Origin of the sequence: Glycomyces luteolus (assembly GCF_027622875.1) — a bacterium.
Lineage (GTDB): Bacteria > Actinomycetota > Actinomycetes > Mycobacteriales > Micromonosporaceae > Glycomyces > Glycomyces luteolus.
The window spans coordinates 74516-98097 of the sequence record NZ_JAPZVP010000015.1; the positions used below are offsets into that span (position 1 = coordinate 74516).

General features: G+C 68.3%; 24 protein-coding genes and 1 pseudogene. 6 read left to right on the forward strand and 19 right to left on the reverse strand.

Going from position 1 to position 23582, the window contains the following annotated elements; all coding sequences use genetic code 11:
• Nucleotides 1–82: 82 nt before the first annotated feature.
• The gene (locus O1R50_RS18240) at nt 83–700 is read right to left on the reverse strand and encodes a class I SAM-dependent methyltransferase (RefSeq protein ID WP_270111588.1); all 618 of its coding nucleotides are present in this window, start codon (nt 698–700) and stop codon (nt 83–85) included.
• 370 nt (nt 701–1070) lie between these two features.
• Between O1R50_RS18240 and O1R50_RS18245 the strand changes: the two genes are divergently transcribed.
• Both O1R50_RS18245 and O1R50_RS18250 read left to right on the forward strand, forming a co-directional pair.
• The gene (locus tag O1R50_RS18245; RefSeq protein WP_270111589.1) at nt 1071–1970 is read left to right on the forward strand and encodes a hypothetical protein; all 900 of its coding nucleotides are present in this window, start codon (nt 1071–1073) and stop codon (nt 1968–1970) included.
• A gap of 595 nt (nt 1971–2565) precedes the next feature.
• Nucleotides 2566–3594, forward strand: coding sequence for a proprotein convertase P-domain-containing protein (locus O1R50_RS18250; RefSeq protein ID WP_270111590.1), 1029 nt, complete (start codon nt 2566–2568; stop codon nt 3592–3594).
• A gap of 97 nt (nt 3595–3691) precedes the next feature.
• On the opposite strand, the gene O1R50_RS18255 is transcribed toward O1R50_RS18250, so the two are convergent.
• The 15 genes and pseudogenes from O1R50_RS18255 to O1R50_RS18325 form a co-directional block, all read right to left on the reverse strand.
• The gene (locus tag O1R50_RS18255; RefSeq protein WP_270111592.1) at nt 3692–4774 is read right to left on the reverse strand and encodes a cytochrome d ubiquinol oxidase subunit II; all 1083 of its coding nucleotides are present in this window, start codon (nt 4772–4774) and stop codon (nt 3692–3694) included.
• Entirely contained in the window at nt 4771–6252 is a 1482-nt protein-coding gene (locus O1R50_RS18260; RefSeq protein ID WP_270111593.1) for a cytochrome ubiquinol oxidase subunit I, read from the reverse strand. The genes O1R50_RS18255 and O1R50_RS18260 overlap by 4 nt, the downstream gene beginning before the upstream one ends.
• Before the next feature lie 297 nt (nt 6253–6549).
• Nucleotides 6550–8007, reverse strand: coding sequence for a vWA domain-containing protein (locus tag O1R50_RS18265; RefSeq protein ID WP_270111595.1), 1458 nt, complete (start codon nt 8005–8007; stop codon nt 6550–6552).
• A gap of 151 nt (nt 8008–8158) precedes the next feature.
• A complete protein-coding gene (locus O1R50_RS18270; RefSeq protein ID WP_270111596.1) occupies nt 8159–9208 on the reverse strand; it encodes a glycerophosphodiester phosphodiesterase family protein in 1050 nt (349 codons plus the stop codon).
• A gap of 181 nt (nt 9209–9389) precedes the next feature.
• Nucleotides 9390–10253 carry a tRNA pseudouridine(38-40) synthase TruA gene (gene truA / locus O1R50_RS18275; RefSeq protein ID WP_408612741.1) on the reverse strand — a complete coding sequence of 288 codons (864 nt, stop codon included), beginning with the start codon at nt 10251–10253 and terminating at the stop codon, nt 9390–9392.
• A 34-nt stretch (nt 10254–10287) separates the two neighbouring features.
• A pseudogene (gene rplQ, locus O1R50_RS18280) lies at nt 10288–10635 on the reverse strand (50S ribosomal protein L17); the annotation flags it as partial.
• A gap of 67 nt (nt 10636–10702) precedes the next feature.
• A complete protein-coding gene (locus O1R50_RS18285) occupies nt 10703–11749 on the reverse strand; it encodes a DNA-directed RNA polymerase subunit alpha (RefSeq protein ID WP_208495377.1) in 1047 nt (348 codons plus the stop codon).
• Between the two features lie 95 nt (nt 11750–11844).
• Nucleotides 11845–12243: a 30S ribosomal protein S11 gene (gene rpsK / locus O1R50_RS18290; protein WP_136529806.1), complete on the reverse strand. Its 399-nt coding sequence runs from the start codon at nt 12241–12243 to the stop codon at nt 11845–11847.
• A gap of 11 nt (nt 12244–12254) precedes the next feature.
• Nucleotides 12255–12629: a 30S ribosomal protein S13 gene (rpsM, locus tag O1R50_RS18295; RefSeq protein ID WP_205325287.1), complete on the reverse strand. Its 375-nt coding sequence runs from the start codon at nt 12627–12629 to the stop codon at nt 12255–12257.
• Nucleotides 12630–12797: 168 nt separating this feature from the next.
• On the reverse strand, nt 12798–12914 hold the full coding sequence (rpmJ, locus tag O1R50_RS18300) for a 50S ribosomal protein L36 (protein ID WP_081913453.1): 117 nt from the start codon (nt 12912–12914) through the stop codon (nt 12798–12800).
• A 27-nt stretch (nt 12915–12941) separates the two neighbouring features.
• On the reverse strand, nt 12942–13163 hold the full coding sequence (gene infA, locus O1R50_RS18305; RefSeq protein ID WP_026929479.1) for a translation initiation factor IF-1: 222 nt from the start codon (nt 13161–13163) through the stop codon (nt 12942–12944).
• Between the two features lie 322 nt (nt 13164–13485).
• Nucleotides 13486–14091, reverse strand: coding sequence for a 30S ribosomal protein S4 (rpsD, locus tag O1R50_RS18310; protein ID WP_270111600.1), 606 nt, complete (start codon nt 14089–14091; stop codon nt 13486–13488).
• 194 nt (nt 14092–14285) lie between these two features.
• Entirely contained in the window at nt 14286–15368 is a 1083-nt protein-coding gene (locus O1R50_RS18315) for a D-alanine--D-alanine ligase family protein (RefSeq protein ID WP_270111601.1), read from the reverse strand.
• The gene (locus tag O1R50_RS18320) at nt 15358–16365 is read right to left on the reverse strand and encodes an NAD(P)H-dependent glycerol-3-phosphate dehydrogenase (RefSeq protein ID WP_408612745.1); all 1008 of its coding nucleotides are present in this window, start codon (nt 16363–16365) and stop codon (nt 15358–15360) included. The genes O1R50_RS18315 and O1R50_RS18320 overlap by 11 nt, the downstream gene beginning before the upstream one ends.
• 11 nt (nt 16366–16376) lie before the next feature.
• On the reverse strand, nt 16377–17231 hold the full coding sequence (locus O1R50_RS18325; RefSeq protein WP_270111603.1) for a lysophospholipid acyltransferase family protein: 855 nt from the start codon (nt 17229–17231) through the stop codon (nt 16377–16379).
• A gap of 251 nt (nt 17232–17482) precedes the next feature.
• On the opposite strand from O1R50_RS18325, the gene O1R50_RS18330 reads away from it, so the two are divergent.
• From O1R50_RS18330 to O1R50_RS18345, 4 genes are all read left to right on the forward strand, one after another.
• Nucleotides 17483–17710 (forward strand): hypothetical protein, encoded by a 228-nt coding sequence (locus O1R50_RS18330; protein ID WP_270111604.1) that lies wholly within the window; start codon nt 17483–17485, stop codon nt 17708–17710.
• A gap of 66 nt (nt 17711–17776) precedes the next feature.
• Nucleotides 17777–18007, forward strand: a complete 231-nt coding sequence (locus O1R50_RS18335; RefSeq protein WP_270111605.1) for a cold-shock protein — start codon at nt 17777–17779, stop codon at nt 18005–18007.
• Between the two features lie 75 nt (nt 18008–18082).
• A complete protein-coding gene (locus O1R50_RS18340) occupies nt 18083–19000 on the forward strand; it encodes an NUDIX domain-containing protein (RefSeq protein ID WP_270111606.1) in 918 nt (305 codons plus the stop codon).
• 254 nt (nt 19001–19254) lie between these two features.
• On the forward strand, nt 19255–20538 hold the full coding sequence (locus O1R50_RS18345) for a D-arabinono-1,4-lactone oxidase (protein WP_270111607.1): 1284 nt from the start codon (nt 19255–19257) through the stop codon (nt 20536–20538).
• A gap of 139 nt (nt 20539–20677) precedes the next feature.
• Here O1R50_RS18345 and O1R50_RS18350 read toward each other — a convergent pair whose 3' ends face one another.
• From O1R50_RS18350 to leuC, 3 genes are all read right to left on the reverse strand, one after another.
• Nucleotides 20678–21232, reverse strand: a complete 555-nt coding sequence (locus O1R50_RS18350; protein ID WP_270111608.1) for an HU family DNA-binding protein — start codon at nt 21230–21232, stop codon at nt 20678–20680.
• A gap of 240 nt (nt 21233–21472) precedes the next feature.
• Nucleotides 21473–22072, reverse strand: coding sequence for a 3-isopropylmalate dehydratase small subunit (gene leuD / locus O1R50_RS18355; RefSeq protein WP_270111609.1), 600 nt, complete (start codon nt 22070–22072; stop codon nt 21473–21475).
• A gap of 15 nt (nt 22073–22087) precedes the next feature.
• The gene (gene leuC, locus O1R50_RS18360; RefSeq protein WP_270111610.1) at nt 22088–23515 is read right to left on the reverse strand and encodes a 3-isopropylmalate dehydratase large subunit; all 1428 of its coding nucleotides are present in this window, start codon (nt 23513–23515) and stop codon (nt 22088–22090) included.
• Nucleotides 23516–23582: the final 67 nt, after the last annotated feature.

A 23582-nucleotide genomic window follows, 5' to 3' on the forward strand; every position in this document is an offset into this window, starting at 1 on the left:
GCCGGGCGGGTCCAGCCGACCGGTTCGCGAAACCCGGCCGCCGCTGCGATCCGCAGTGGCGGCGCGGTTCCGACGTACGCCGCTACGACTCGGGGCGCTCGACCTTCAGGACGCGGTAGCCGTTGGCGCTCGCGTGCTTGTCGACTTCCCAGCCCTGTTCGGTGAGCCAGCGCGCGAGCGAGTCGGCGCCGAGGTGCTTGGAGACGACGAGCCAGGCGACGCCGCCGTCCTTGAGGCGCGGCAGCCAGGTCTCGAGCAGCTCGTGCAGGGCCTCTTTGCCGACCTTGATGGGCGGGTTGGACCAGATCTCGTCGAACCGCACGTCGGCCGGGACGTCCTCGGGCGCGGCGACGTGCACGGTGCCCGGGGCCTTCTCGGTGTTGCGGCGGGTCAGGTCGAGGGCGCGGCGGTTGACGTCGACGGCCCAGATCTCGGCGTCGTCGCGTTGGGCGAGCACGGCGCTGATCGGCCCGTATCCGCAGCCGAGGTCGAGGAAGGTCCCGGCGGTCTCGGGCGGCACGACCTTGTTGAGCAGCACGCTGGTGCCGGGGTCGAGGCGGTTGCCGGAGAAGACCCCGGTGGAGGCGGTCAGCTCGTACTTGACGCCGTCGAGGTCGAACTCGACGGTGCGTTCGCGGTCGTCGACGGCGGGCTGCTCGCTGAAGTAGTGCTCTGGCTGGTCGGCTGGGCCTTTGGACATGTCCCACATTGTCGCGCGCCGGGCGCGCGCGGGTCGCCGGGATCGGCCGGTTAGAGACCTGCGCCGTTCTCGCTCCCGGGCTGCACTGCGTGACATGTGATATGCCACCTGGCAGATGCCGTTCACCGTACCGATTCCGCAGTGTGACATGTGATATGTCACGTGGCGCGACTTATCACCCGAGGAGATGAACGCCGCTCGACGCCGTCCTTCTCCCGGGGGAACGTTTCCCGGTTTCGGCGGTTTCCGGGTCTAAGCTGCCTCCATGGCACATGGCCCGTCACCGTTCGGAGTTCCCCAGGAGACGCAAGCGCACCGGCCTCCGGACAATCCAGGTTTCGACTGGGCGGAGTTCGACGAGCGTTCGCAGATGCGCGCGCCCACAGCGCGGCTCAGCCCCGAAGACCGCACGCCGACCGTGCGGCTCCGCGCTGGCGATCGCCCGCTGCCGCCGACGCCGGGACAGCACTCGGCCGAAGAGGAGATGGAAGCGCACCTGGACCAGATCCAGGCCTCGCGCCCCCTGCGCCGCGCCGCGCAGCGCGCGCGACGCCGCACGAAGTGGTGGCTGGTCGCGCTCGCGATCGTGAGCGGGCTCGCGGTCGCCGCGGCCTGTACGGCGGGGGCGTTCATCGTCCTCCGCGAGGGCGAACCGGACCCGTCGGCGTCGAGCGCGGAACCCGTGGCCGGTCAACCATCCTCAGTGGATGAATTCGCGGGTGCGCCGGATGTGGTCGACCCGATCGCCAGCCGCGCGACCGACACCGCGCCGATCTCGGTCGAGGAGCTGTTCGGAGCGGATGCGATCGTCCCGGACGGAGGCACGGGCGCGTACAAAGTCCTTGAGACGGAAACGCTTTCGAACTGCGCCGACGCCGGCCTCGACGAGCTCGCCGATCTGCTGGACGACGCCGACTGCACGCAGACCGTGCGCGCGACGCTCGTCAACCCGGACGGCGGATACGCGGCGACCGCGGGCGTCCTCAACCTCGCCGACGCGGCCGAGGCGGACTCGCTGCGCGCCGCGATCGAAGCGGGCCTCGAAGGCGGCTTCGCGGCGCTGCGAACCGACGGCGAGGCAGCGGAACTCGGCCGAGCCGCCACCATGGTCGGGTACAACACCTACGGGCACTACCTGATGTACGTGGTCATCGGCCGCACCGACGGGGAACCCATCGAGGAGGCGTCAGAACCGGTGCGCGCCATCGTGAGCGACCTCGTGGACGTCTGGTTCATCGACCAGCTCAACCCGAGGCGCGAAGTGCAGTAAGGCCGCTGGCCCGAACATGAGCGGAGGGCCCCGGCAAATCGGACACCCGGGGACCCCCCAATTCCATTCTGCCCACGAGGTACGACATCGGTTCAGCCGCAACAACATGAACGGGAGTGTCCCGGCAAATCGGGCATTCGTAAGCACCCCGAATCAACGCTGACTCCTAGGTGCGACAGCGAATCGCACGTCAACTGCCGCGCTCACGCCTTACTTCTCGAACACCGCTACCGCCCGCGCCCTCCGGCGCGGGCGGTAACCGTCCTCCGCGAGGGGGCGGTTGCGTCCTCCGCACGAGCGGTTGTCGTCCTCCGGACGGGCGGTTCCGGTCGCGCACGTCCAGCTCGGGGATCCCCGTTGCGCGCCCTCCGCGCGGGCAGTCCCGTTGTGCGCCTATGTCTTTCGGCGAACTTCCGACCGCCTGGCACCGACCGGCTCGTGTCGGGAATGTGAACAATCTACTGTGACTATTGCCATAGCCGATCATCCCATGATTTGATCAATCCAGGCCCGCGTCCCATCCCCGGCGGGCCCGCTTCCCCGCGGCCGACCCCATCGGCCGCTCCCCCGACCGCCTCACCTCAGGAGCCGAACAATGCCTTCCTGGACCCTCCCCGCCCGCCGCACCATCGCCGCGCTCGCCGCGGCCGCGCTGGCCGTCCTCTCGGTCGTCATCCTCGACGCCGCGCCCGCCGAAGCCGTCCGCCCGCCGGGCATCCCGTCCACCGCGACCGCGCAATCCGAGCTCAACGCGCTCACCGTCGCCGCCGAGTCCCACGGCTCGACCTACGACCGCAGCCTCTTCCCGCACTGGAAGTCCGTGAGCGGCACCGGGAGCTGCACCGCCCGCCAGTACGTTCTCAAGCGCGACGGCCAGAACGTCGTCACCAGTGACGGCTGCCAGCCGACCTCCGGCAACTGGCAGTCCGACTTCGACAACACCTGGACGACCTCGGTCTCCAACGCCACCATCGACCACGTCGTGGCCCTCTCCGAGGCCTGGGCCTCCGGCGCCTGGTCCTGGACGACCGCGCAGCGCCAGGCCTTCGCCAACGACATCAACTCCCCGCAGCTGTGGATCGCCACCACCTCGGCGAACTCCTCCAAGAGCGATTACGACCCGGCCGAGTGGATGCCCGTCAACACCACCGGTCTGCGCTGCGACTACGTCAAGGCCTGGACCCACGTCAAGTACCTGTACAAGCTCTCGGTCGACGCCGCCGAGAAGTCCGCGATCCAGTCGCACCTGACGAACTACTGCGGGTCCTCCGGCGGCACCCCGACCGGCTGCACCGGCTCGAAGACCACCGCGGCCGCCATTCCCGAAGGCTCGCCGCTGAACTCGACCATCGCCTTGTCCTGCACCGGGACCGCGTCCTCCACGAGCTCGGTCACGGTCAACATCACCCACCCCTACAGCGGCGACATCACCATCGCGCTCATCGCCCCTGACGGCACGAGCCGCACGCTGAAGGCCGCGGGCGGCTCCGGTGCGAACATCGCCACCACCTACAGCGTCAACCTCTCGACCGAGAACCGTTCGGGCACTTGGACGCTGCGTGTCACCGACACCTACTCCGGCGGTTCCAGCGGCACCTTGAACAGCTGGTCGCTCAGCATCTGATCCCGCGCATCGCTTATTGCGCACCAAGGAGGGCCGGGCACTGGCGCGCCCGGCCCTCCCTTCATCCACCGCAGGTGTCAAGCCTTCCCCGAAGCGGTCAGTTCCCCAGCCGACCGCTCCAATGCGAGTCGCCGCGGCGGATCGAACCACCCTCTCCCGCTTCGACGCCGCCGCGCGCCTCCCCGTTCCATTCGGGTGATTGCGTCAGATAGAACAGGTACCCGAGCGCCGGGCCGACTATCACCGCCGCGATCCCCACGGCCACGAGCAGCCCCTGCAGGGTCGCCCGCGCCCCAGCGCCGTCGGCGATGCTCACCTGGTCGACGAGTACCCACGGGTACTGCCCGATCCCCCACCCGGCCATCACCGCCGCGACGGCGACCACCGCGGCCAACCGGGCCGGGCCGAAACGCCCGCGCCACAACAGGACCAGCGTCGCGATCCCGCCGAGCGCCGAGAGCGCCATGACGGGTGCGGCGCGGCTGGTGAGGCCGTCCCAGAACGTCGGCGCGTCGTGCTCGATCGGGATGAGCCCGGCGAAGACCACGATCCCGGTCCCCGCACCGACCACAAGGGATCGAATCCGGAGCTTCGCGGCCAGTGCGTTCTCGCCGCGCCGGGCGGCGTCGGCGGTCAGGAACGTCGCGGCGAGGAACGCGCAGGTGCCGACCGAGATGCACCCGGTGAGAAGGGCGGTCGGGTTGATCCACGACGACCACGGGTCGCCGTTCCCGTCCGCCGGGACCCGGCCCGAGGCGAGCGCGCCGACGATGGTGCCGAGGAAGAACGGGGCGAGCACCGATGAGGTCGCGAAGACGACCCCGAACAGTTTGGCCTGCCAGAGGGTCTCGCTGTACTTGCGGAACGCGAAGCTGGCGCCGCGGAGCACGATGCCGACGAGGGCGAGCACGAACGGCACGTAGAGGGTGGTCATCGTGGCGGCGAACGATTCCGGGAACCCGGTCCACCACATCACCAGCACGTAGATGAGCCAGACGTGGTTGGCCTCCCACACAGGGCCGATGCTGTGGTCGATGAGCGTCCTCAGCGGCGCCCCGCGGCGCGCGCCGCCCGCGGTGAGGTCGTGGAAGCCCGAGCCGAAGTCGGCTCCGCCGAGGACGGCGTAGGCGACGACCCCGGCGAACAGCGCTGCGGCGACGGCGAATTCGAGCGACATCATTTCGCGGCTCCCTGCTCGGCGGTCGGGCGGTTCGCGCCGTCGGCCTTCTCATCGGCGCACTCCCGGACCTCGCCGGGTCCGTCGGCCGGCAAGGGCCTCGGCCCGTAAGGGCTCGGCAGGTCCGCCGCGCCCGAGCGCCAGCGCCGCGCCATCGACCGCAGGATGACGATCGCGGCGATCGTCATGCCGCCGTAGAGGAGGACGGAGGCGCCGTAGATGCCCCAGAGTCCGCCGGAGTGGTCGGCGGCCGCTTCGGGGGTGCGCATGACGCCGTAGACGATCCAGGGCTGGCGGCCCACTTCGGTGGCGATCCAGCCCGCTTCCATGGCGGTCATCGCGAGCAGTCCGGTGACCGCCATGAACCGGAGGAACCAGCGGTTCTCGAGGAGGTCCTTCTTGCGCCAGCGCAGGAACCAGTACAGGGCGACAGCCGCCAGGAGGAGCAGGCCGATCCCGACCATGGCCTGGAACGAGTAGTGGGTGAAGTTCACCGGCGGCTGGTCCTCCTCGGGGAACTGGTCGAGGCCGGGCACGGGCTCGGTGAACGAGTTCAGTGAGGCGACCGAGCTGAGGTAGGGGATCTCGATGGCCCACTTGACTTCGCCGTCGATGTAGAAGCCGCCGATGGTGAGCGGGGTCGCGCCGTCGGCGGTCTCGTCGGCGTATTCGAACGCGGCGAGTTTCGCGGGTTGGCGTTCGGCCAGGTCGTGGCCGAGGAAGTGCCCGGCGAGGGGCTGCGCGAGGGCCGCGATGGTCGCGAAGGCGAACGGGACCATGAACCCGAGCCGGTGGTGGCGGTCGCGGCGGCCTTTGAGCATGCCGACCGCGTAGACGGCGGCGATGGTGAACCCGGTGACCATGTAGGCGGCGAGCCACATGTGCGCGAAGGCGAGGAACGCGTGCTGGTTGAACAGGACGGCCCAAGGCTCGATGTTCACGACTTCGCCGCCCACGATGTCGAAGCCGACGGGGGCGTTCATCCAGGCGTTGACGGCGAGGACGCAGTAGGTGCCGATGACGCCGGTGATCGCCATGGGGAGCACCATGAAGAGGTGCAGTTTCGGGGGCATCTTGCCCCAGCCGTAGAGGTAGATGCCGAGGAAGATCGCTTCGAGGAAGAACGCGAGTCCTTCGAAGGCGAAGGGCAGTCCGAGGACGTCGCCGAAGGTGCCCATGAGGCCGGGCCACAGCAGGCCCATCTCGAAGCTGAGGACGGTGCCGGAGACGGCGCCGATCGCGAAGAGCACGGCGGAGGCCTTGCCCCAGCGTTTGGCGAGATTCAGCGCGACGGGGTCGTTCCTTCGGATGCCGCGCAGGTGCATCGCGAAGATGATGGCGGGGAAGGCGACTCCGAAGCAGGCCAGAATGATGTGCCATCCGAGGGACAGCGCCATCTGCTGGCGCGCGGGCATGAGCCCGGCGGGGTCTGCGGCGGCGACTACATCGGACGCCTGGGCGAGGAGCTGGGTTGCATCCATGCCTTGAAGCTACGGGCCCGGGAACCCGAAATCACGCTCTTGTGAATGCTTTCACAAGCCCGCGGATCGTGCGATCGAACGTGTTCAAAAACTTCAGGACCAGGGCATATGCGCCCGGACCTCGGCATCCGGCCAAGCGGCTAGGACGCCGAGGCCGAAGCGCTCAATTTTCTCGTCCGGCGCCTCGGGCCGCGTCCGAGCCGGGCTGAACCGACCCGCACTCGACCGCCTCGACGCCGAGGTCGAGGCCCCGGTGGCCGCCCGGAGCCGAAGGCTCGGGCGGCACCGGCGACGAGACTACGCCCCGAGATCCGAGGCGATCGCGATGAGCTCCGCCAACTCGTCCACGTCCGGGTCCTCGGTCGTCTCGGCGAGCTCGCGGGCCGCGGCGAGGATGTCGTCGCAGTCGAAACCGGCGCTGCCGCGCAGGACTTCGGCGAAGGCGGCCGCGACCAGGTCGACACTCAAGTGCGCGTTGGGATACGCGGACATCGCGGTCGTCGGCAGGACCGCCTCCGCGCTCCCGGTGTGCTCGCCCGACGGGTCCTGCCAGCGCACCCCCACCTGCGCGACGTCACCGGCATCGCCGGTCAGCGTCAGCGCGTACAGCGCCGTGACGCTGTGCCCGGGCCCGACCTCGCCGCCGTCGACGCTGTCGTCCTCGAACTCGTAGTCCGCGATCGCGCGGTTCTCGAAGCCGATGAGGCGGTACTCCGCCACCGTGGTCTCGTCGAAGGTCACTTGGATCTTCGCGTCCCGCGCGGCGACCCCGAGCGTCGAGGTGAGCCGCTCCGAGAAGACGCGCTCGGCCTCGGACTCGGTCGCGAAGTACACCGCCCAGCCGTCGCCGTTGTCGGCCAGCTGCTCCAGCATCTCCTGGTTGTAGGAGTCGCCGACGCCCACGGTGAGCAGCGTGATGCCCTCGGCGACGTCCTCGCCGAGCGCGTCCAGCATCTCGTCGTGGTCGGTGATGCCGACGTTCGCCTCGCCGTCGGAGAGCAGGATGACCCGGTTGTCCTTGTCCGCGTCGAAGGCCTCGCCCGCCAGCGCGTACCCGTCCTCCAGGCCGGCCTGCATGTTCGTTGAGCCGCGCGCGTACAGCTCGTCGATCGCCCCGCGCAGTTCCTCGCCGTCCCCGACTTCCGTCATCTGCTGCAGCACTTCGGAATCGGACTCGTAGGTGACGATCGCGACCGAGTCGGTCGGCCGCAGCTGGCCCACGAGCAGGTCGAGCGAGTCGCGGACGACGCCGATGCGGTCGTCCTCGTCCATCGACCCCGAGACGTCGATGACGAAGGTCAGGTTCACGTCGGCGCGTTCGCTTTCGGGCTCGCTGCGGGTCTGGAGGCCCACGCGCATCACGTGAGTCGCGTCGCCCGCGTCGTACCAGCTCGGCAGCTCGGCGCTGTCGACGCTGACCGCGAAGCCGTTCCCTTCGGGTTCGGTGTAGCCCTGGTCGAAGTAGTTCACGAACTCCTCGGGCCGGATCTGGTCGGCCGGTGGCAGCGCCCCGTCTTCGAGTGAGCGGCGCGCGTAGTCGTAGGAGGCGGTGTCGACGTCGACCGCGAACGTCGATTGAGGATCATCGCCGGGCGAGACCGGCTGTTCGGCGCCGTAGGTCTCCTCGGGGTCTGCGGGCCCGACCTCGCCCATGTCCTGCGCGGCACCGGATTCCGAACCGGCGGTACCGGAGCAGGCGGCGAGGGCGATCAGCAGGAGGGCAGCCGGAATACCGGCCACGTGGTGGCGTCTCATGGAGGGGTTCCCTTCTCACTCGGGATGACGGGGTACTTCCATGAGACAGCCGATTCCGCGTTTCGGTTCCCCTCGTGGCCGAACCGTGATGGGGCGGTGAGCAAACAGGACCCTGTCGTGACCGGGCCGACACCGCGTAACGATTCGGTCGCTACCGGTCGCAGTACCGTTTCGGGAGGTGGAAGCCGTAGTCCCGCATGACCTCTCGGAGCACGTCCGGGTAGTCGGTGATGATGCCGTCCACGCCGTCGTCGATGAGCTTGCGCATGGTGGCCTCGTCGTCCACGGTCCACGGCACCACCTCGATGCCGTAGTCGTGCGCGTGGTCGACCATCGCCTCGGTCACGTACGGCACGTAATTCGCGTCGGTCACCTTGCCGTTCTGCGGGGACCCGTGGACGGGCGAGAACGCGTCGGCGCCGAACGAGTCGATCGCCGCGATCGGGTCGCCGCCGAAGTCGTCGATGTCGATGCCGCCCAGCCAAGGCGAGGCCCCGGCCTGGCCGGTCTGGAGGAACGAGATGTTCGTGAGCGCGACCAGCGGCAGCTCGGGCGCGGTCTCGCCCATGAGCATGAGCGTGCCCCAGTCGAAGCTCTGGATCGTGACCTGGCGGCCGATCCGGGCATCGCGGATGTCGGCGACCACGGTCTCCACGAACGCCTCGCGCGGCGCGGTCTCGTCCGGCGCACCGGCCTCCACTTTCGTCTCGATGTTGAGCTTCACGCCGCGCGCGTGGTATTCGCGTACGAGGTCGAAGACCTCGCTGAGCAGCGGCATCAGCTCACCAGGATGGGTCTCCTGGTTCGAGTGGGCGGCCTGCACGAGGCTGCCGCAGTCGAGGGTGCGGACCTGGTCCAGGGTGAGGTTCTTGACGTACTTCCCGACATAGGGGTACTCGGGGTCGCCCTCGAAGACCGGCGCGGTGTCGAGGCACTTACCGCCGCTCACGCGGCGATCGTGGGTGACGACGGCGAAGCCGTCCTCGGTGATCTGGACGTCGAGCTCAAGCGTGCTCACGCCGAGCTCGAGGGCGTTCGCGAAGGCGGGCAAGGTGTTCTCGACGACCAGCCCGAGCCCGCCTCGGTGGGCCTGCAGGTCGAAATCGCGAGAGGGATGCGCGTCGGCGGGGCTGGGAAGGGCGACGAAAAGCGCGGTCGCGGCGGTGGCCGCCACTGCACCAACTGTGAGGAAGCGTCTCATGGCCTCAGCATCGAGGCTCGGACTGACTGACGCGTGAACGACCCCCAAAGAACAGGCACCGAAAATTCGTTACCCGAAACGAGGTGCCGACACTTCGTCACGCACAGCGACTTTGCGGGAGCATCGGGACACCGGTTGAGGAGGTCTTCAGTGACGGAATACGGCTCCTGGCTCGCTCTGCTTAAAGCGTCCGCACCCGGCGTGTGAGGTCGACTCGGGCCTGCCAGTCCTTCGGGTCCTCCGAGTAGGAGACCTCGACCAGCGTCAGGCCGTGCGGTCCCACCACATGCACATCGTTGGCTCGCTCACCGATCTGGAGGATCGAGGCGAGCCAATCTTCGTCTCTGCGGCCGTCGCCCACCGCGAGTGCCGCGCCGACCAAGCTCCGAACCATCGAATGGCAGAACGCGTCCGCGCGCACCGTCGCGACTGCTACCCCGTCCTCGTCACGCGCCCAGTCGTACTGCTGCAGCTCCCGGATCGTCGTCGCGCCCTCGCGCTGCTTACAGAAGCCCACGAAATCGTGCTCGCCGATGAGGCGCTGACACGCCGCGTGCATCCGCTCGACGTCGATAGGCCGCTGCCAGGCGAGGGTGTCCAAGCGCCGCAGCGGGTTCACACCCCAGGTCGCGTCCGCGACACGGTACCGGTACCGCCGCCACTGCGCGGCGAAGCGCGCGTTGAAGCTCCGATCCACCGCTTCGGCGGAGACCGCCCGCACATCGGCCGGGAGGATGCCTCGCAGCCTCCACAGCAGGCGCTCCTCCAAGGCCTCCCACTTCGCCGTCGGCACGTCGACGTGCACCACCTGGCCCGTCGCGTGCACGCCCGCGTCCGTCCGCCCGGCCACCGTGAAGTCACTGATCTCGCCGAACAGCAGCTCCAGCGCGCGGATGACCTCGGAGGCCACCGTTCGCAGCCCCGGCTGGAGCGCCCAGCCCGAGAACGCGGCCCCGTCGTAGGCGACACCCAGCCGCAAGCGGGTCCTGTCCACAACCTCGTCCACAGCAGTCCTTCCGGATAAAGCAAACCGCGCGCAGAGCATGAGCCCTGCGCGCGGTTCGACAGCCTAGCTAGTCGACCAGCTCGATGATCGCCATCGGAGCGTTGTCGCCCTTGCGGTTCCCGGCCTTGATGATCCGGGTGTAGCCGCCTTCGCGGTTGGCGAAGCGGGGCGCGACCTGCTCGAACAGGTCGTGCGTGGCGTCCTTGTTGCGCAGCTTGGCCAGCGCCAGACGGCGGTGGTGCAGCGTGCCCTTCTTGCCGTACGTGATGAGACGCTCGGCGTAGGGGCGCAGGCGGCGGGCCTTGGTCACCGTGGTGGTGATGCTGCCGTGCTCGAACAGGGAGGCCGCGAGGCCCGAGAGCATGAGCTTCTCGTGAGCCGGGGAACCGCCCAGGCGCGGGCCCTTTGTAGGTTTGGGCATTGTCTTGCTCCTTCAAAATTGACGCGGCCGGCCGTCTTACGGAACCGACCGCCACTGGTCGGGAAGCTTAGAGCTCCTCGGTCTCGCGGAGATCTTCACCGTCTTCTTCGTACTCGTCGTGTTCGGCGACCGGCGACCCGCCGTAGGCCACAGCGGCCTCGCTCGGGTCGAAGGTGCCGGGCGAGTCCTTCAGGCTCAGGCCCATGCCGGCGAGCTTCATCTTGACCTCGTCGATCGACTTCTGCCCGAAATTCCTTATATCGAGCAGGTCGGCCTCGGTGCGGTTGATGAGTTCGCCAACGGTGTTGACGCCCTCGCGCTTGAGGCAGTTGTAGGACCGGACGGTCATGTCCAGGTCCTCGATCGGCAGGGCCAGATCGGCGGCGAGCTGCTGGTCGGCCGGGCTGGGCCCGACGTCGATGCCTTCGGCCTCGGTGTCGAGCTCGCGGTACAGGCCGAACAGCTCCACCAGGGTGGAACCGGCCGACGCCAGCGCGGTGCGCGGGGTCGTGGACGGCTTGGACTCGACGTCGACGGTGAGCTTGTCGAAGTCGGTGCGCTGCTCGACGCGGGTCGCGTCGACGGAGTAGGCCACCTTGAGCACGGGCGAGTAGATCGAGTCGACCGGGATGCGGCCGATCTCGTTGGTCTCGCCCTTGTTGGCCGGGGACGAGACGTAGCCTCGGCCGCGCTCCACCACGAACTCCATGTCGATGCGGCCCTTGGAGTTCAGGGTCGCGAGCTTGAGTTCGGGGTTGTGGACCTGCACGCCGGCGGGCGGCTGGATGTCCCCGGCGAGAACCTCGCCCGGGCCTTCCTTGCGCAGGTACATGGTGGCCGGCTCGTCGTTCTCCGAGGAGACGCAGATCTGCTTGACGTTCAGCACCAGTTCGACGACGTCTTCTTTCACGCCGGGAATGGTGGAGAACTCGTGCAGGACGCCGTCGATCTTGATCGACGTGACCGCCGCGCCCGGGATGGACGACAGCAGCGTGCGCCGCAGCGAGTTGCCGAGCGTGTAGCCGAAACCGGGCTCCAGGGGTTCGATGGTGAACTTGGAGCGGGTCGGGCTGATCTGCTGCTCGGTGAGCGTGGGCCGCTGGGTGATAAGCACTGTTGCGTGTTTCCTTTGTTCGGGGCGCCCGCTATTTGACGCCTAAAACTCATGGATTTTCGGTGACGATATCCGCTTGGGTGACGCTGCGCGTATTAGACGCGGCGACGCTTCGGCGGACGGCAGCCGTTGTGGGGCTGCGGGGTCACGTCGTTGATCGAGCCGACCTCGAGGCCGACGGCCTGGAGGGAGCGGATCGCGGTCTCGCGGCCCGAACCCGGGCCCTTGACGTAGACGTCGACCTTGCGCATGCCGTTGTCCATCGCACGGCGGGCGGCGGCCTCGGCGGCCATCTGCGCGGCGTACGGGGTGGACTTGCGCGAGCCCTTGAAACCGACCTGGCCCGAGGAGGCCCAGGCGATCACAGCACCGGTCGGGTCGGTGATCGACACGATGGTGTTGTTGAAGGTGCTCTTGATGTGGGCGTGCCCGTGGGGCACGTTCTTCTTCTTGGCGCGCGGGTTCTTGGAACCGCCGCGAGTCTTCGGTGGCATCAGCTGGTCTCCTAACGTGCCTTCTTCTTGCCCGCGACGGTCTTCTTCGGACCCTTGCGAGTACGGGCATTGGTCTTGGTCCGCTGACCGTGGACCGGAAGGCCGTAGCGGTGACGGAGACCCTGGTAGCAGTTGATCTCGATCTTGCGGCGAATGTCCGCCTGCACCTCGCGGCGCAGGTCACCTTCGACCTGGTAGTGCTCTTCGATGTGCGTACGAAGCTGCACGAGCTCTTCGTCGGTGAGGTCCTTGACGCGCTTGTCGCGGTCGAGGCCGGTCGCCGCGATCGTCTCAAGCGAACGCGTGCGGCCGATGCCGAAAATGTAGGTGAGTGCGATCTCCAGGCGCTTGTCGCGCGGGAGGTCGACTCCAACCAGGCGTGCCATTCAGGCGTACTCCTAGCGTTGTCGGAGGTCTGACCACTGCCTTCTCGCCGGGGTCTGATCCCCTGCCCTGATGGGCGATGCGAGCCTCGGCCTCCGAGCCGAGGGTTGTGCTTGCGCACTGGCGGCGGCTTCCCCTTCTGGGGCCTTTCTTGCTGGCGTTGTGCTGCGTTAGCCCTGACGCTGCTTGTGACGCGGGTCGGACGAGCAGATAACCATCACTCGTCCGTGCCTGCGGATCACGCGGCAGTTCTTGCAGATCACTTTGACGCTCGGCTTGACTTTCACGAGTCCTACTTACGTGTAGTCGTCAGGTCAGCGGTAGCGGTAGACAATCCGCCCGCGCGACAGGTCGTACGGCGAGAGCTCCACCACGACCCGGTCCTCGGGGAGGATTCGGATGTAGTTCTGGCGCATCTTGCCACTGATGTGGGCGAGTACCTTGTGGCCGTTGGTGAGTTCCACCCGGAACATAGCGTTCGGGAGGGACTCGACGACCTTGCCCTCAATCTCGATGGCACCGTCTTTTTTCGGCATGTCCTCCGCTACCGTGACAACTCGGTCTGAAAACCCCGCACCCATGACAGGTCGGAGCTACTGGCACACCGGCCCGAGGATTCGGGCGGCGTAGGAATGATGCTGTGCTTCGCCGGCCGCGGCTTGAATGCCAATTACCCACATTCTTGCCGCAGGGCAACCCACATGGGGACGCACTGCACCACTGAGCGAGTCTACTCGCGTCCCAATACCGCCTACCAGGGGGTTGACCGTGACGGAGGGCACTCGGACGCAAGCGGAGCGCCGCCCGGAATCCCGATCGCCCGGAAAGCCGGGCGGCGCTTATTGCTCGCTCAGGCTTTTACTTCGAGTAGTACTCGACGATGAGCTGCTCGTCGCAGATCACGGGGATCTGCTTGCGCTCGGGCACCGAGAGGAAGCGGGCGATCAGGCCTTCGAGGTGAGCCTCGATGTAAGCCGGAGTCGTCTCGCCCGCCCAGGCGCCGGCGGCGGCCAGCTGGAACGGCGTGGTCTCGCGGGACTTCTTGCGCACCTGCACGAAGTCGCCGGCCTTGAGCCGGTAGGACGCGATGTCGACCTTGCGGCCGTTCACGGTGAAGTGGCCGTGGTTGACGAACTGCCGCGCCTGGTAGATGGTGCGGGCGAATCCGGCGCGGAGCACGAAGGCGTCCAGGCGGGACTCGAGCAGGCCGACCAGGACCTCACCGGTCTTGCCGGGCTTGCGCACGGCCTCGGCGTAGGCGTTGCGCAGCTGGCGCTCAGAGATGTTGTACTGCGCGCGCAGACGCTGCTTCTCGACGAGCTGGTTCTTGTAGTCCGATTCCTTCTTGCGGCCGCGGCCGTGCTGCCCCGGAGGGTAGGGACGGCGCTCCATGTACTTGGCGGCCTTCGGCGTCAGAGCGATGCCGAGGGATCGGGAAAGCTTGACTTTCGCCTTAGCTTGCAATGATCTCTCCAGTAATTCATGCGTCGCCTCGAAGAAGATACGAGGCACAGTACGCTCCTGACCAGCAGGAACGCGTGAGTGTAGCGCGCTCAGTTATGCACCCGGGGTAGCCGGGGACTGGCGCGCACACGGTGATGCAGTGGCTGGACACCACCGAGACAGTGGTGCCAACTCAGCCAGGGTACTCGCCGTGCTCAGGAGCGTCGAGCACGGGCCTCCGCGAGAGTGACCAGGCGCTCTACGAGCTCGCCGTACGAGATGCCGTAGGCGGCGAAGGCCTGCGGCACGCCGCTCATCGGCGTCATGCCCGGCATCGTGTTCACCTCGTTGAGATAGACGACACCGTCCTCGCCGAGGAAGCAGTCGACGCGGGCCAGGTCGCGGCAGTCGAGGAGCCGGAAGACCTTGCGTGCGAGGGCCTGGGCCTGCTCGGCGACGCCGTCGGGGTAGTCCGGGTGGAGGTTGAACGGCTCGGGGTTGTCGAGGTACTTGGCCTCGAAGTCGAACCAGCCGTCCTCGCCCTTGGCGAGCACCTCGAGCGGGAACGTGATCTCGAGGTCGCCGTCGAGCGTCTCGACGACGCCCATCTCGATCTCGCGGGCGTTCTGGAAGGCCGCCTCGAAGACGACCTTGTCGTCGACCTCGCGGGCCTTCGCGACCGCCGTGGCGAGTTCGGCGCCCGAGTCGACCTTGCTGATGCCGAGGCTCGAGCCGGCGCGGGCGGGCTTGACGAAGATCGGGAGGCCGAGCTTGCCGATCACGGCTTCGGCGTCGAGTTCCTCGCCCGCCTTGAGGACGTCGAACGCGCCCTGCGGGACGCCTTCGGCGGCGAGGAGCCGCTTGCTGAACTCCTTGTCCATGCACAGCGCGCTCGAGAGCACCCCGGAGCCGACGTACGGCGTGCCGGCCATCTCGAACAGGCCCTGGATCGTGCCGTCCTCCCCGAAGGGGCCGTGCAGGACCGGGAAGAGGACGTCGGCGACGGGCTGCGCGCCGGGGCCGAGGTCGATCGCGACAGCCTTGCCGGCCTCGGCGGTCACCTCGGGGAGGGCCTCGGGGGAATCGATCGCGAACGCGACGTCCGGGGAGAGCTCGACCCATTCGCCGCCGCGGGTGATCCCGATCGTGGTGACGTCGAAACCCCTGTCGCGCAGTGCCTTGGCCACACCTGAGCCGGAGGCGCAGGAGACCGGCTGTTCCACGCTGCGCCCGCCGAAGAACACGGCGACGGTCGGTTTAGTCCCCTCGGCGAAGCTTGCGGAGCTGTCATTGTGCATCGTCGGACCTCAAACTGTCGATTTCGGGTTTGGTCTCGCGTCCCATGAGTTCGGCGACCGCGGCTCTGGGGTCGAGCCCTTCGTGGCACACCCGTTCTACGGCGTCGCAGATCGGCATCTCCACGCCCACCTTGCGGGCGAGGTCGGTGATGGAACGGCAGCTCTTGACGCCCTCGGCGGTCTGCTTGGTGACGCGGGCGGCCTCTTCGAGAGTCGCGCCGAGCCCCAGCTGCTCGCCGAAGGTGTGGTTGCGCGACAAAGGGGACGAGCAGGTCGCGACGAGGTCGCCGAGCCCGGCGAGCCCGGCGAACGTGGTCGGGTCCGCGCCGAGTCGCATGCCGAGGCGGGTGGTCTCGGCGAGGCCGCGGGTGATGATCGTGGCCTTCGTGTTGTCGCCCATGCCCATCCCGGCGGCCATGCCGTAGGCGAGCGCGATGACGTTCTTGACCGCGCCGCCGAGTTCGCAGCCGACCACGTCGGTGTTCGTGTACGGGCGGAAGTAGGAGGTGGTGACGGCCTTCTGCACGTCGACGGCCCGGCCGTGGTCGATGCACGCCACGACAGAGGCGGTGGGCTGCTCCTCGGCGATCTCGCGGGCGAGGTTGGGGCCGGAGAGGACCGCGATGCGCGACTGGTGCGCGCCGGTGACCTCGGCGATGACCTCGGTCATGCGCTCGGTCGTGCCGAGTTCGATGCCCTTCATGAGGCTCAGGAGGGTCGCAACCGGTTCGAGGTGCTCCGCCCAGGCGGCGAGGTTGCCGCGCAGCGTCTGGCTCGGGACGGAGAGGACGACGAGGTCGGCGCCGCGCAGCGCCTCGGCGGGGTCGGCGGTCGCGCTCACCAGGCCCGGCAGTTCGATGTCCGGGAAGTAGTCCGGGTTGCGGTGGCTCGCGTTGATCGCGTCGGCGACCTCGGCGCGCCTGGCCCACACCGTGACCGGCGTCCCGGCGTCGGCGAGGATCTTGGCGAACACGGTTCCCCAGGAACCGGCCCCCATGACGGCTGCTCTCACTCGGAAGACTCGCTTTCATCAGATCGGTGCTGCCGGGGATCGAACAATGGGGGTGCTTCCTGGCCGCGGATCTCGGCGAGGCCCGCGCGGAGGGCCTCCATGATGCGGTCGGTGACCGCCGCGAGGTCCTCGCGGGTGGGTTGCTTGCTCTGCCAGGGGGAGAGGTCGACGGGCGGGAGCGCCCGGACCGTGACGGGCTTGCGCCCGATCTTGAACTTGGGGTCGCGCTTGCGGTCGTGGATGCCGAGGGCGCCCCACTGGACGATCGGGATCACGGGCGCGCCGGATTCGAGGGCGAGACGGGCGATGCCGGTCTTGCCGCGCATCGGCCAGCGGTTCGGCTCCTTCGTGACCGTGCCCTCGGGGGACATGATGACCACGTGCCCTTGGGCGAGTTCGCGTTCGAGGGTGCGCAGGGAGTCCGCGGCCTCGGCGCTGCCGCGCTTGACGGGGATCTGGCCGGTGCTGCGCACGAGCGGGCCGACCAGGGGGATGCGCAGGATCGACTCCTTGAGGAGGAACCTGGGGTGGCGGCCGGCGTTGTAGACGTAGTGCACGACCAGGAGCGGGTCGATGTCCGAGTAGTGGTTCCAGACCAGGATCGCGGGGCCCTTGAGCGGGATGTGCTCCATGCCGGCCCAGTTGCGCCTGCTCAGTCCGAGCATGGCGCCCTTGACGATGTTGGCGTAGACGCGGACGTCGGGGCGGAGGGCGTCGCCGCCTTTGCGGCGGAAGGTGTACTGCGCCTCGGGCCTCGGCTCGGTCACCTGCTGGCTCGCTTTCTCGGGGAAGGGCTCGGCCGTCTGGGCTCGGCCTGTGCCGTCGTGTACGGGATCGTCAGTGCATTGCACTCTAACTCCCGCGCCGGGCCCTTCAGGCGACGGTAAGCAAAGCGTGGGGTTTGACTCCCCGCCGCGGGGTACGCCGCTACGTCGAGTGAACCCCCAGGTACGCGGCGCGCGGGACGCGAAGCGCGGCAACGGAGCGGCGGTACCCGAGGGTTGCGCGAAACCCGCTATGATGTCATCATAGAGTCACAATGACATCTACCCAGCCGGCCGGACGTGCCGGCTCGAATCTCGACTCGACTCGGAGTGAGTACATGAACTGGCGTCTCTTCGGTTGGCTCGCGGCACTGTTCGGCGGCGCGGTCATCGCCGTGATCATCGTGGTGAACGTGATCCAATTCGCGCTCGAAGCGATCGGCGGCATCCTCGCCTTCATCTTCAACTTCGCCCTCTTCATCGCCATCGTCGGCGGCGTCGTCTGGCTCGGCCTCAAAGCGAAGAAGGCCCTCGGCGGCCGCAACAACCCCCAGATTCGCAAATAGCGCGGTCGGAAGTAGTTCCGCACAAGCAAGCACAGCCGCGAGTAGCGCCTGGATTTCGGGCTCCGCATGGGCCAAGCTGAGATCATGCAGGGCACCGTCTCGAACTTCAACGAGGACACCTCCGGCGAGGTGGTCCTCGACAGTCCTCCCGAACTGAGCGGCCGCCGCGTCGCCTTCGACGCGGCGGCCTTCGCCGTCTCCGGCCTGCGGTTCCTCCGCCTCGGCCAGCGCGTCGACCTCGACACCGACCCCGAAGGGCGCGTCGTCGCGGTCCGCATTCCCACGATGCACGCCTAGACGCGGCGTGCCGCGCCTACTCCGCGCGAGTGGCAGACTTCCCGCGATTGGGTGAGTCCCAGTACCGTATGAAGCGTGAGTGTGGAACAGGACACTGTCGGGAACGGGGCGCCGCAGAGGCAGATCGCCGCCGCTGGCGGCCTGTTGTGGCGCAACGGCGAGCGCGGCCTCGTGGAAGTGATCGCCGTGTGGCGGCCCAAGGTCGGGAACTGGTCGCTGCCGAAGGGCAAGCTCGACCCTGGCGAGCACCCCCTCGCGGCGGCGTGCCGGGAGGTCGAGGAGGAGACCGGGATTCCGGTCATTCCGCAGATGCGGCTGTGCCGTGCCTCGTATGTGCTGCCGAATCCCGAAGGCGACGTGCTGAAGTACGTCGACTACTGGTCGATGCGCACCGAGAAGCCGGATGCGGCGTTCACCGCTGACGAGGAGATCGGCGAGCGGCGCTGGATCACCCTCGCGGAGGCGCGGGAGGCGTTGACGCGGCCGCGGGACCAGCAGGTGCTCAAGGCGTTCGGGGAGCTGCCCGCGGTGACCGCGACGGTGCTGCTGGTGGCTCCGGCGGAGGTCGAGCAGGATTGGGACGGGCCCGATGTGGCGCGGCCGTTGAGCGCGCGCGGGCAGGACCAGGCGGTGCGGGTGGCGTCGCTGGCGTCGCTGTACCAGCCGGATCGGGCGTTCAGCGCGACCGGTCGCGCGAGCGTGCAGACGCTGGAGCCGATCGCGCAGGCGGTGCGGTGCAGGCTGAGCGGCGATGCGGCGTTCGACACCGAAGCGCACGAACGCAATCCCGAGCGCTCGGGTGCGCGCATCCGCGAGCTCGCGGGCGGCGGCGGTGCGGCGATCGTGTGCGCCGAGCCGGAGGTCGTGAGCGACACGGTGGCGATCCTGGCGGACGAGGACGGGGTGGAGACCCCGGATGTCTCGACGAGGCCCGGGGAGGCGTGGGTGCTGTCCCTGTCGGGCCAGAAGCTCGTGGGAGTGGAGCGGCTCTAGGAGAGCCGGTTCCGCTGACGCGGTTCGCGGGCACGGGCCGAGGCGCTGAGCGCCGTATCGCAGGCCCCGGTCAAAGCCCTGACATTGGGGGTACGACAGTCCGGCAGTTGCCGTGGCTGTGGTCACGGCGGCGTTGCTTGCCGTGTTCCCGCCCCCTGGACCGCTCGCGTGCCTCCTGCGCGGCCTTCGCGGTACCGTTGGCCGCCCCACCGCTCTGTGTGCGCCCTGGCGCGCCTACAAGGAGGAATACCGCCGTGTCGGACCGCTCCCCCACCGCCCTGCAGAACTGGGCCGGGAACATCCGCTTCTCCCCCAGCCGCTTCGAGGCGCCCGCGACGCTCGACGAGGCCCGGGCGGCCGTGGCCGCCGCGTCGCGTCTGCGCGTGCTCGGCTCGGGCCACTCGTTCAACGCGATCGCGGCCTCCGACGCGACGATGCTCTCGCTCGCGGGCATCGAGCCCGAGGTGACCATCAACGCCCTCACCGGCACTGTCCGCGCCTCCGGCTGGATCACGTACGCCGCGTTGAGCGATGCGGTGCACCGCGCCGGGTTCGCGCTGCACAACATGGCGTCCCTGCCGCACATCTCCGTCGCCGGTTCGATCGCGACCGGCACGCACGGTTCGGGGAACGGCAACGGGAACCTCGCGACCGCCGTGGCCGCCATCGAGTTCATCGGCCCCGATGGGGAGCTGCGCACGGTCGCGCGCGGCGACGAGGACTTCCCCGGCTCGGTGGTCCACCTGGGCGCCTTGGGCGTCGTGCACACGGTGACGCTGGACCTCGTGCCGGGCTTCGAGATGCGCCAGTACGTCTACGACGGCCTGGGCTTCGACAAGGCGGTCGCGCACTTCGACGAGCTCACCTCGGCCGCCTACAGCACCAGCCTGTTCACCGCGTGGGGCGCGTCCCCGGTGTTCCAGTTCTGGGTGAAGCAGCGCACCGCCGACCAGACGCACCCGTTCCCGCAGGCGAACTGGTTCGGGGCGCCGCTGGCGGACGGGAAGCGGCACCCGGTGCCCGGGGTGGACCCGGAGGCGTGCACCGTGCAGCAGGGCCAGACGGGCCCGTGGCACGAGCGCCTCCCGCACTTCAAGCCCGAGTTCACGCCCAGTGCGGGCGACGAGCTCCAGTCGGAGTTCCTGGTCGACCGGGCGGACGCGCCGGCGGCGCTCGAGGCGCTGGCCGGGCTCGGGGACAAGCTCGCCTCGGTCGTGCAGATCTGCGAGGTGCGCACGATGGCGGCGGACGACCTGTGGCTCTCGCCCGCATTCGGGCGCGACACAGTGGGCCTGCATTTCACTTGGGTGAGTGACTTCGCGGCGGTCGAGCCGGTGATGTCGGCGGCGGAGGCGGCTTTGGAACCGTTCTCACCGCGGCCGCATTGGGGTAAATTGTTTTCGATACCAATGGATGAGGTCTGCTCGCGTTATCCGCGAATGGGCGACTTCGAGAAACTTCGCGCTCGCGTCGATCCAGAGGGGAAGTTCGGCAATGACTTCTCCGACGCAGTCGCGAGCGGTGCCGCGTCCCACTGAGTGGTCGCGCCTGAGGCACTCCTCCAGGTAAAGCCCGGGTAAAGCACGAGGGCATTCAGGTGGCTCCTGAATGCCCTCTTCCCCGTGCGAGTACGGACGGGCGCCTCACCGTGCCCCGAACCGGTTCGGGGCCGCGGCATCAGCTACGTCCGCGCTTCATGGTCTTCTTGGCCGTGGTCTTCTTCGCGGCGGACTTCGCCGCGGTCTTGCGCACGGCCTTCTTCGCGGGCGAGGCCTTCTTGGCCGTGGTCTTCCGCGCCGCGGTCTTCTTGGCCCCCACGCGGCTCGTGGCGGTCGACCGGGTCGCCGTGGAGGCGGCCCGCGTGGTCTTCTTGGCGGCCGTCTTCTTGGTCGCCTTCTTCGCGGCGGCCTTCTTCGCCGGCGCCGCCTTCTTGGCGGTGGCGGACTTGGCGGCCTTGCGCTTGCCGGTCACGAGCTCCTTGAACCCGGTGCCCGGACGGAACGCGGGGACCACGGTCTTCTTGACCTTCACCGCTTCCCCGGTGCGGGGGTTGCGCGCCATCCGAGCGGCGCGTTGGCGCTTCTCGAAGACGCCGAAACCGGCGAAGGAGACTTTCTCCCCTTTCACCACCGCGCGCTGTATCTCGTCGATCGCGACATCCACGACTTCTTTCGCAGCGGCGCGGTCGCCAGTGCGTGCGGCGATCCGTTCGACGAACTCTGCCTTGTTCACGAGTCCTACCCTCCCGATAGTCCTTGAAGCCATACCAGCTTGTTAAGCGCACGTTATGACGTTTCGAAAGCGAACGCAACTGTTTCCGCGAAAATAGACCCGTTGTGTCGCAGGGAATTTTTATTCAGGTGCCCGAAATCGACGCTCGCAACCCTGTTGGGAGGGACCCGAACACGCCTGGAGCCGGTGGCGATGCCACCGGCTCCGTACGTGATTGCTAACTGGATCGGGCTCAGGACACTAGACCTGAACGGGGAGAGTCCTAGGCCGCCAAGCGTCCCGGTTCGACTCGAAGGCGGCGATCTTGTCCTCGTCGCGCAGCGTCAGGGCGACGTCGTCGAGGCCCTCCATCATGCGCCAGCGCAGGAACTCGTCGAACTCGAAGCCCCAGGTGCGGTCCCCCGCACGGACTTCGCAGGCCTCGAGGTCCACGGTGATCTCCGACTCCGGGTGGAGTTCGGCGCGCAGCCACAGCTCCTCGACGGCCGCTTCGGGCAACTCCACAGTCAACAGACCGTTCTTGAGGGAGTTGCCGCGGAAGATGTCTCCGAAGCGCGGGGCGATGACCGCCTTGAACCCGTAGTCCTTCAGGGCCCAGACGGCGTGCTCGCGCGAGGAGCCGGTGCCGAACTCGGTGCCGGTGACCAGGATCGTGGCGTTCTGGTACTCCGGCTGGTTGAGGAGGAACTTCTCGTCCTCGCGCCATTCGGCGAACAGGCCGTCCTCGAAGCCGGTCTTGGTGACCCGCTTGAGGTACACGGCCGGGATGATCTGGTCGGTGTCGACGTTGGAGCGCCGCAGCGGCGCGACCTGGCCGGTGTGGGTCGTGAACTTGTCCATGATTCCCTGCCCTTCCTACAGATCCGCCGGGCTGGCGAGATGGCCGGTGACGGCCGTGGCGGCGGCGACGGCCGGGCTCACCAGGTGCGTGCGCCCGCCCTTGCCTTGGCGGCCCTCGAAGTTGCGGTTCGAGGTGGAGGCGGCCCGCTGGCCGGGCGTCAGCTGGTCCGGGTTCATGCCCAGGCACATCGAACAGCCGGCGAAGCGCCAGTCGGCGCCCGCGTCGATGAAGACCTTGTCGAGGCCTTCGGCGATGGCCTGCTCGCGGACCTTCGCGGAGCCGGGCACGACCATCATGTTGACGCCTTCGGCGACCTTGCGGCCCTTGATGACCTCAGCGGCGGTGCGCAGGTCTTCGATGCGGCCGTTGGTGCACGAGCCGAGGAAGACGACGTCGACGTCGATCTCGCGCATCGGCGTGCCGGCTTCGAGGCCCATGTACTCCAGGGCCCCGGCGGCGGTGGTCCGCGCGATCGGGTCGTCGAAGTCCTCGGGCGCGGGCACGGTGCCGGAGAGCTCGACGCCCTGGCCGGGGTTGGTGCCCCAGGTGACGAACGGGCTCAACGAGGCCGCGTCGATGACGATCTCCTTGTCGAAGACGGCGCCCTCGTCGGTCTTGAGGGTCTGCCAGTACTCGACGGCGGCGTCCCACTCCTCGCCCTTGGGCGCGTGCGCGCGGCCCTTGACGTAGTCGTAGGTCTTCTCGTCAGGGGCGATCATGCCGGCCTTGGCGCCCCACTCGATCGACATGTTGCACACCGTCATGCGGCCTTCCATCGAGAGCTCCTCGATGGCCTGGCCGCGGTATTCGACGATGTGGCCCTTGCCGCCGCCGGTGCCGGTGATGGAGATGACCTTGAGGATCAGGTCCTTCGCCGAGACGCCTTCGGGCAGCGAGCCGTTCACGGTGACGGCCATGAACTTCGGCTTCGCCTGCGGCAGGGTCTGCGTGGCGAGCACGTGCTCGACCTCGCTGGTGCCGATGCCGAACGCGATCGAGCCGAACGCGCCGTGCGTCGAGGTGTGGGAGTCGCCGCACACGACGGTCATGCCCGGCTGGGTGAGTCCCAGCTGGGGTCCCACGACGTGGACGACGCCCTGGTTCTCGTCACCGAGCGAGTGGATGCGGACGCCGAATTCCTCGCAGTTGGCGCGGAGCGTCTCGATCTGCTTGCGGCTGGTCGGGTCCGCGATGGTGAAGAGGTTGTCGGTGGGCGTGTTGTGGTCCTCGGTCGCGATCGTGAGATCGGTCCGGCGGACTTTGCGCCCGGCCACCCGGAGGCCGTCGAAGGCCTGGGGGCTGGTCACCTCGTGGAGGAGGTGCAGGTCGATGTAGAGCAGATCGGGTTGCTGGCCGCCCGTGCGTACTACGTGGGCGTCCCAGACCTTCTGCGCGAGGGTGCGCGGTTCCGTTCCCTCGGATTCGTGTGGTGTAGGTGACATCTCTGTTCCCAGTCGTTGGACTTCTCGAAATATGGGAGGTAATGTTCAGCTCGTGAGAACGAATACT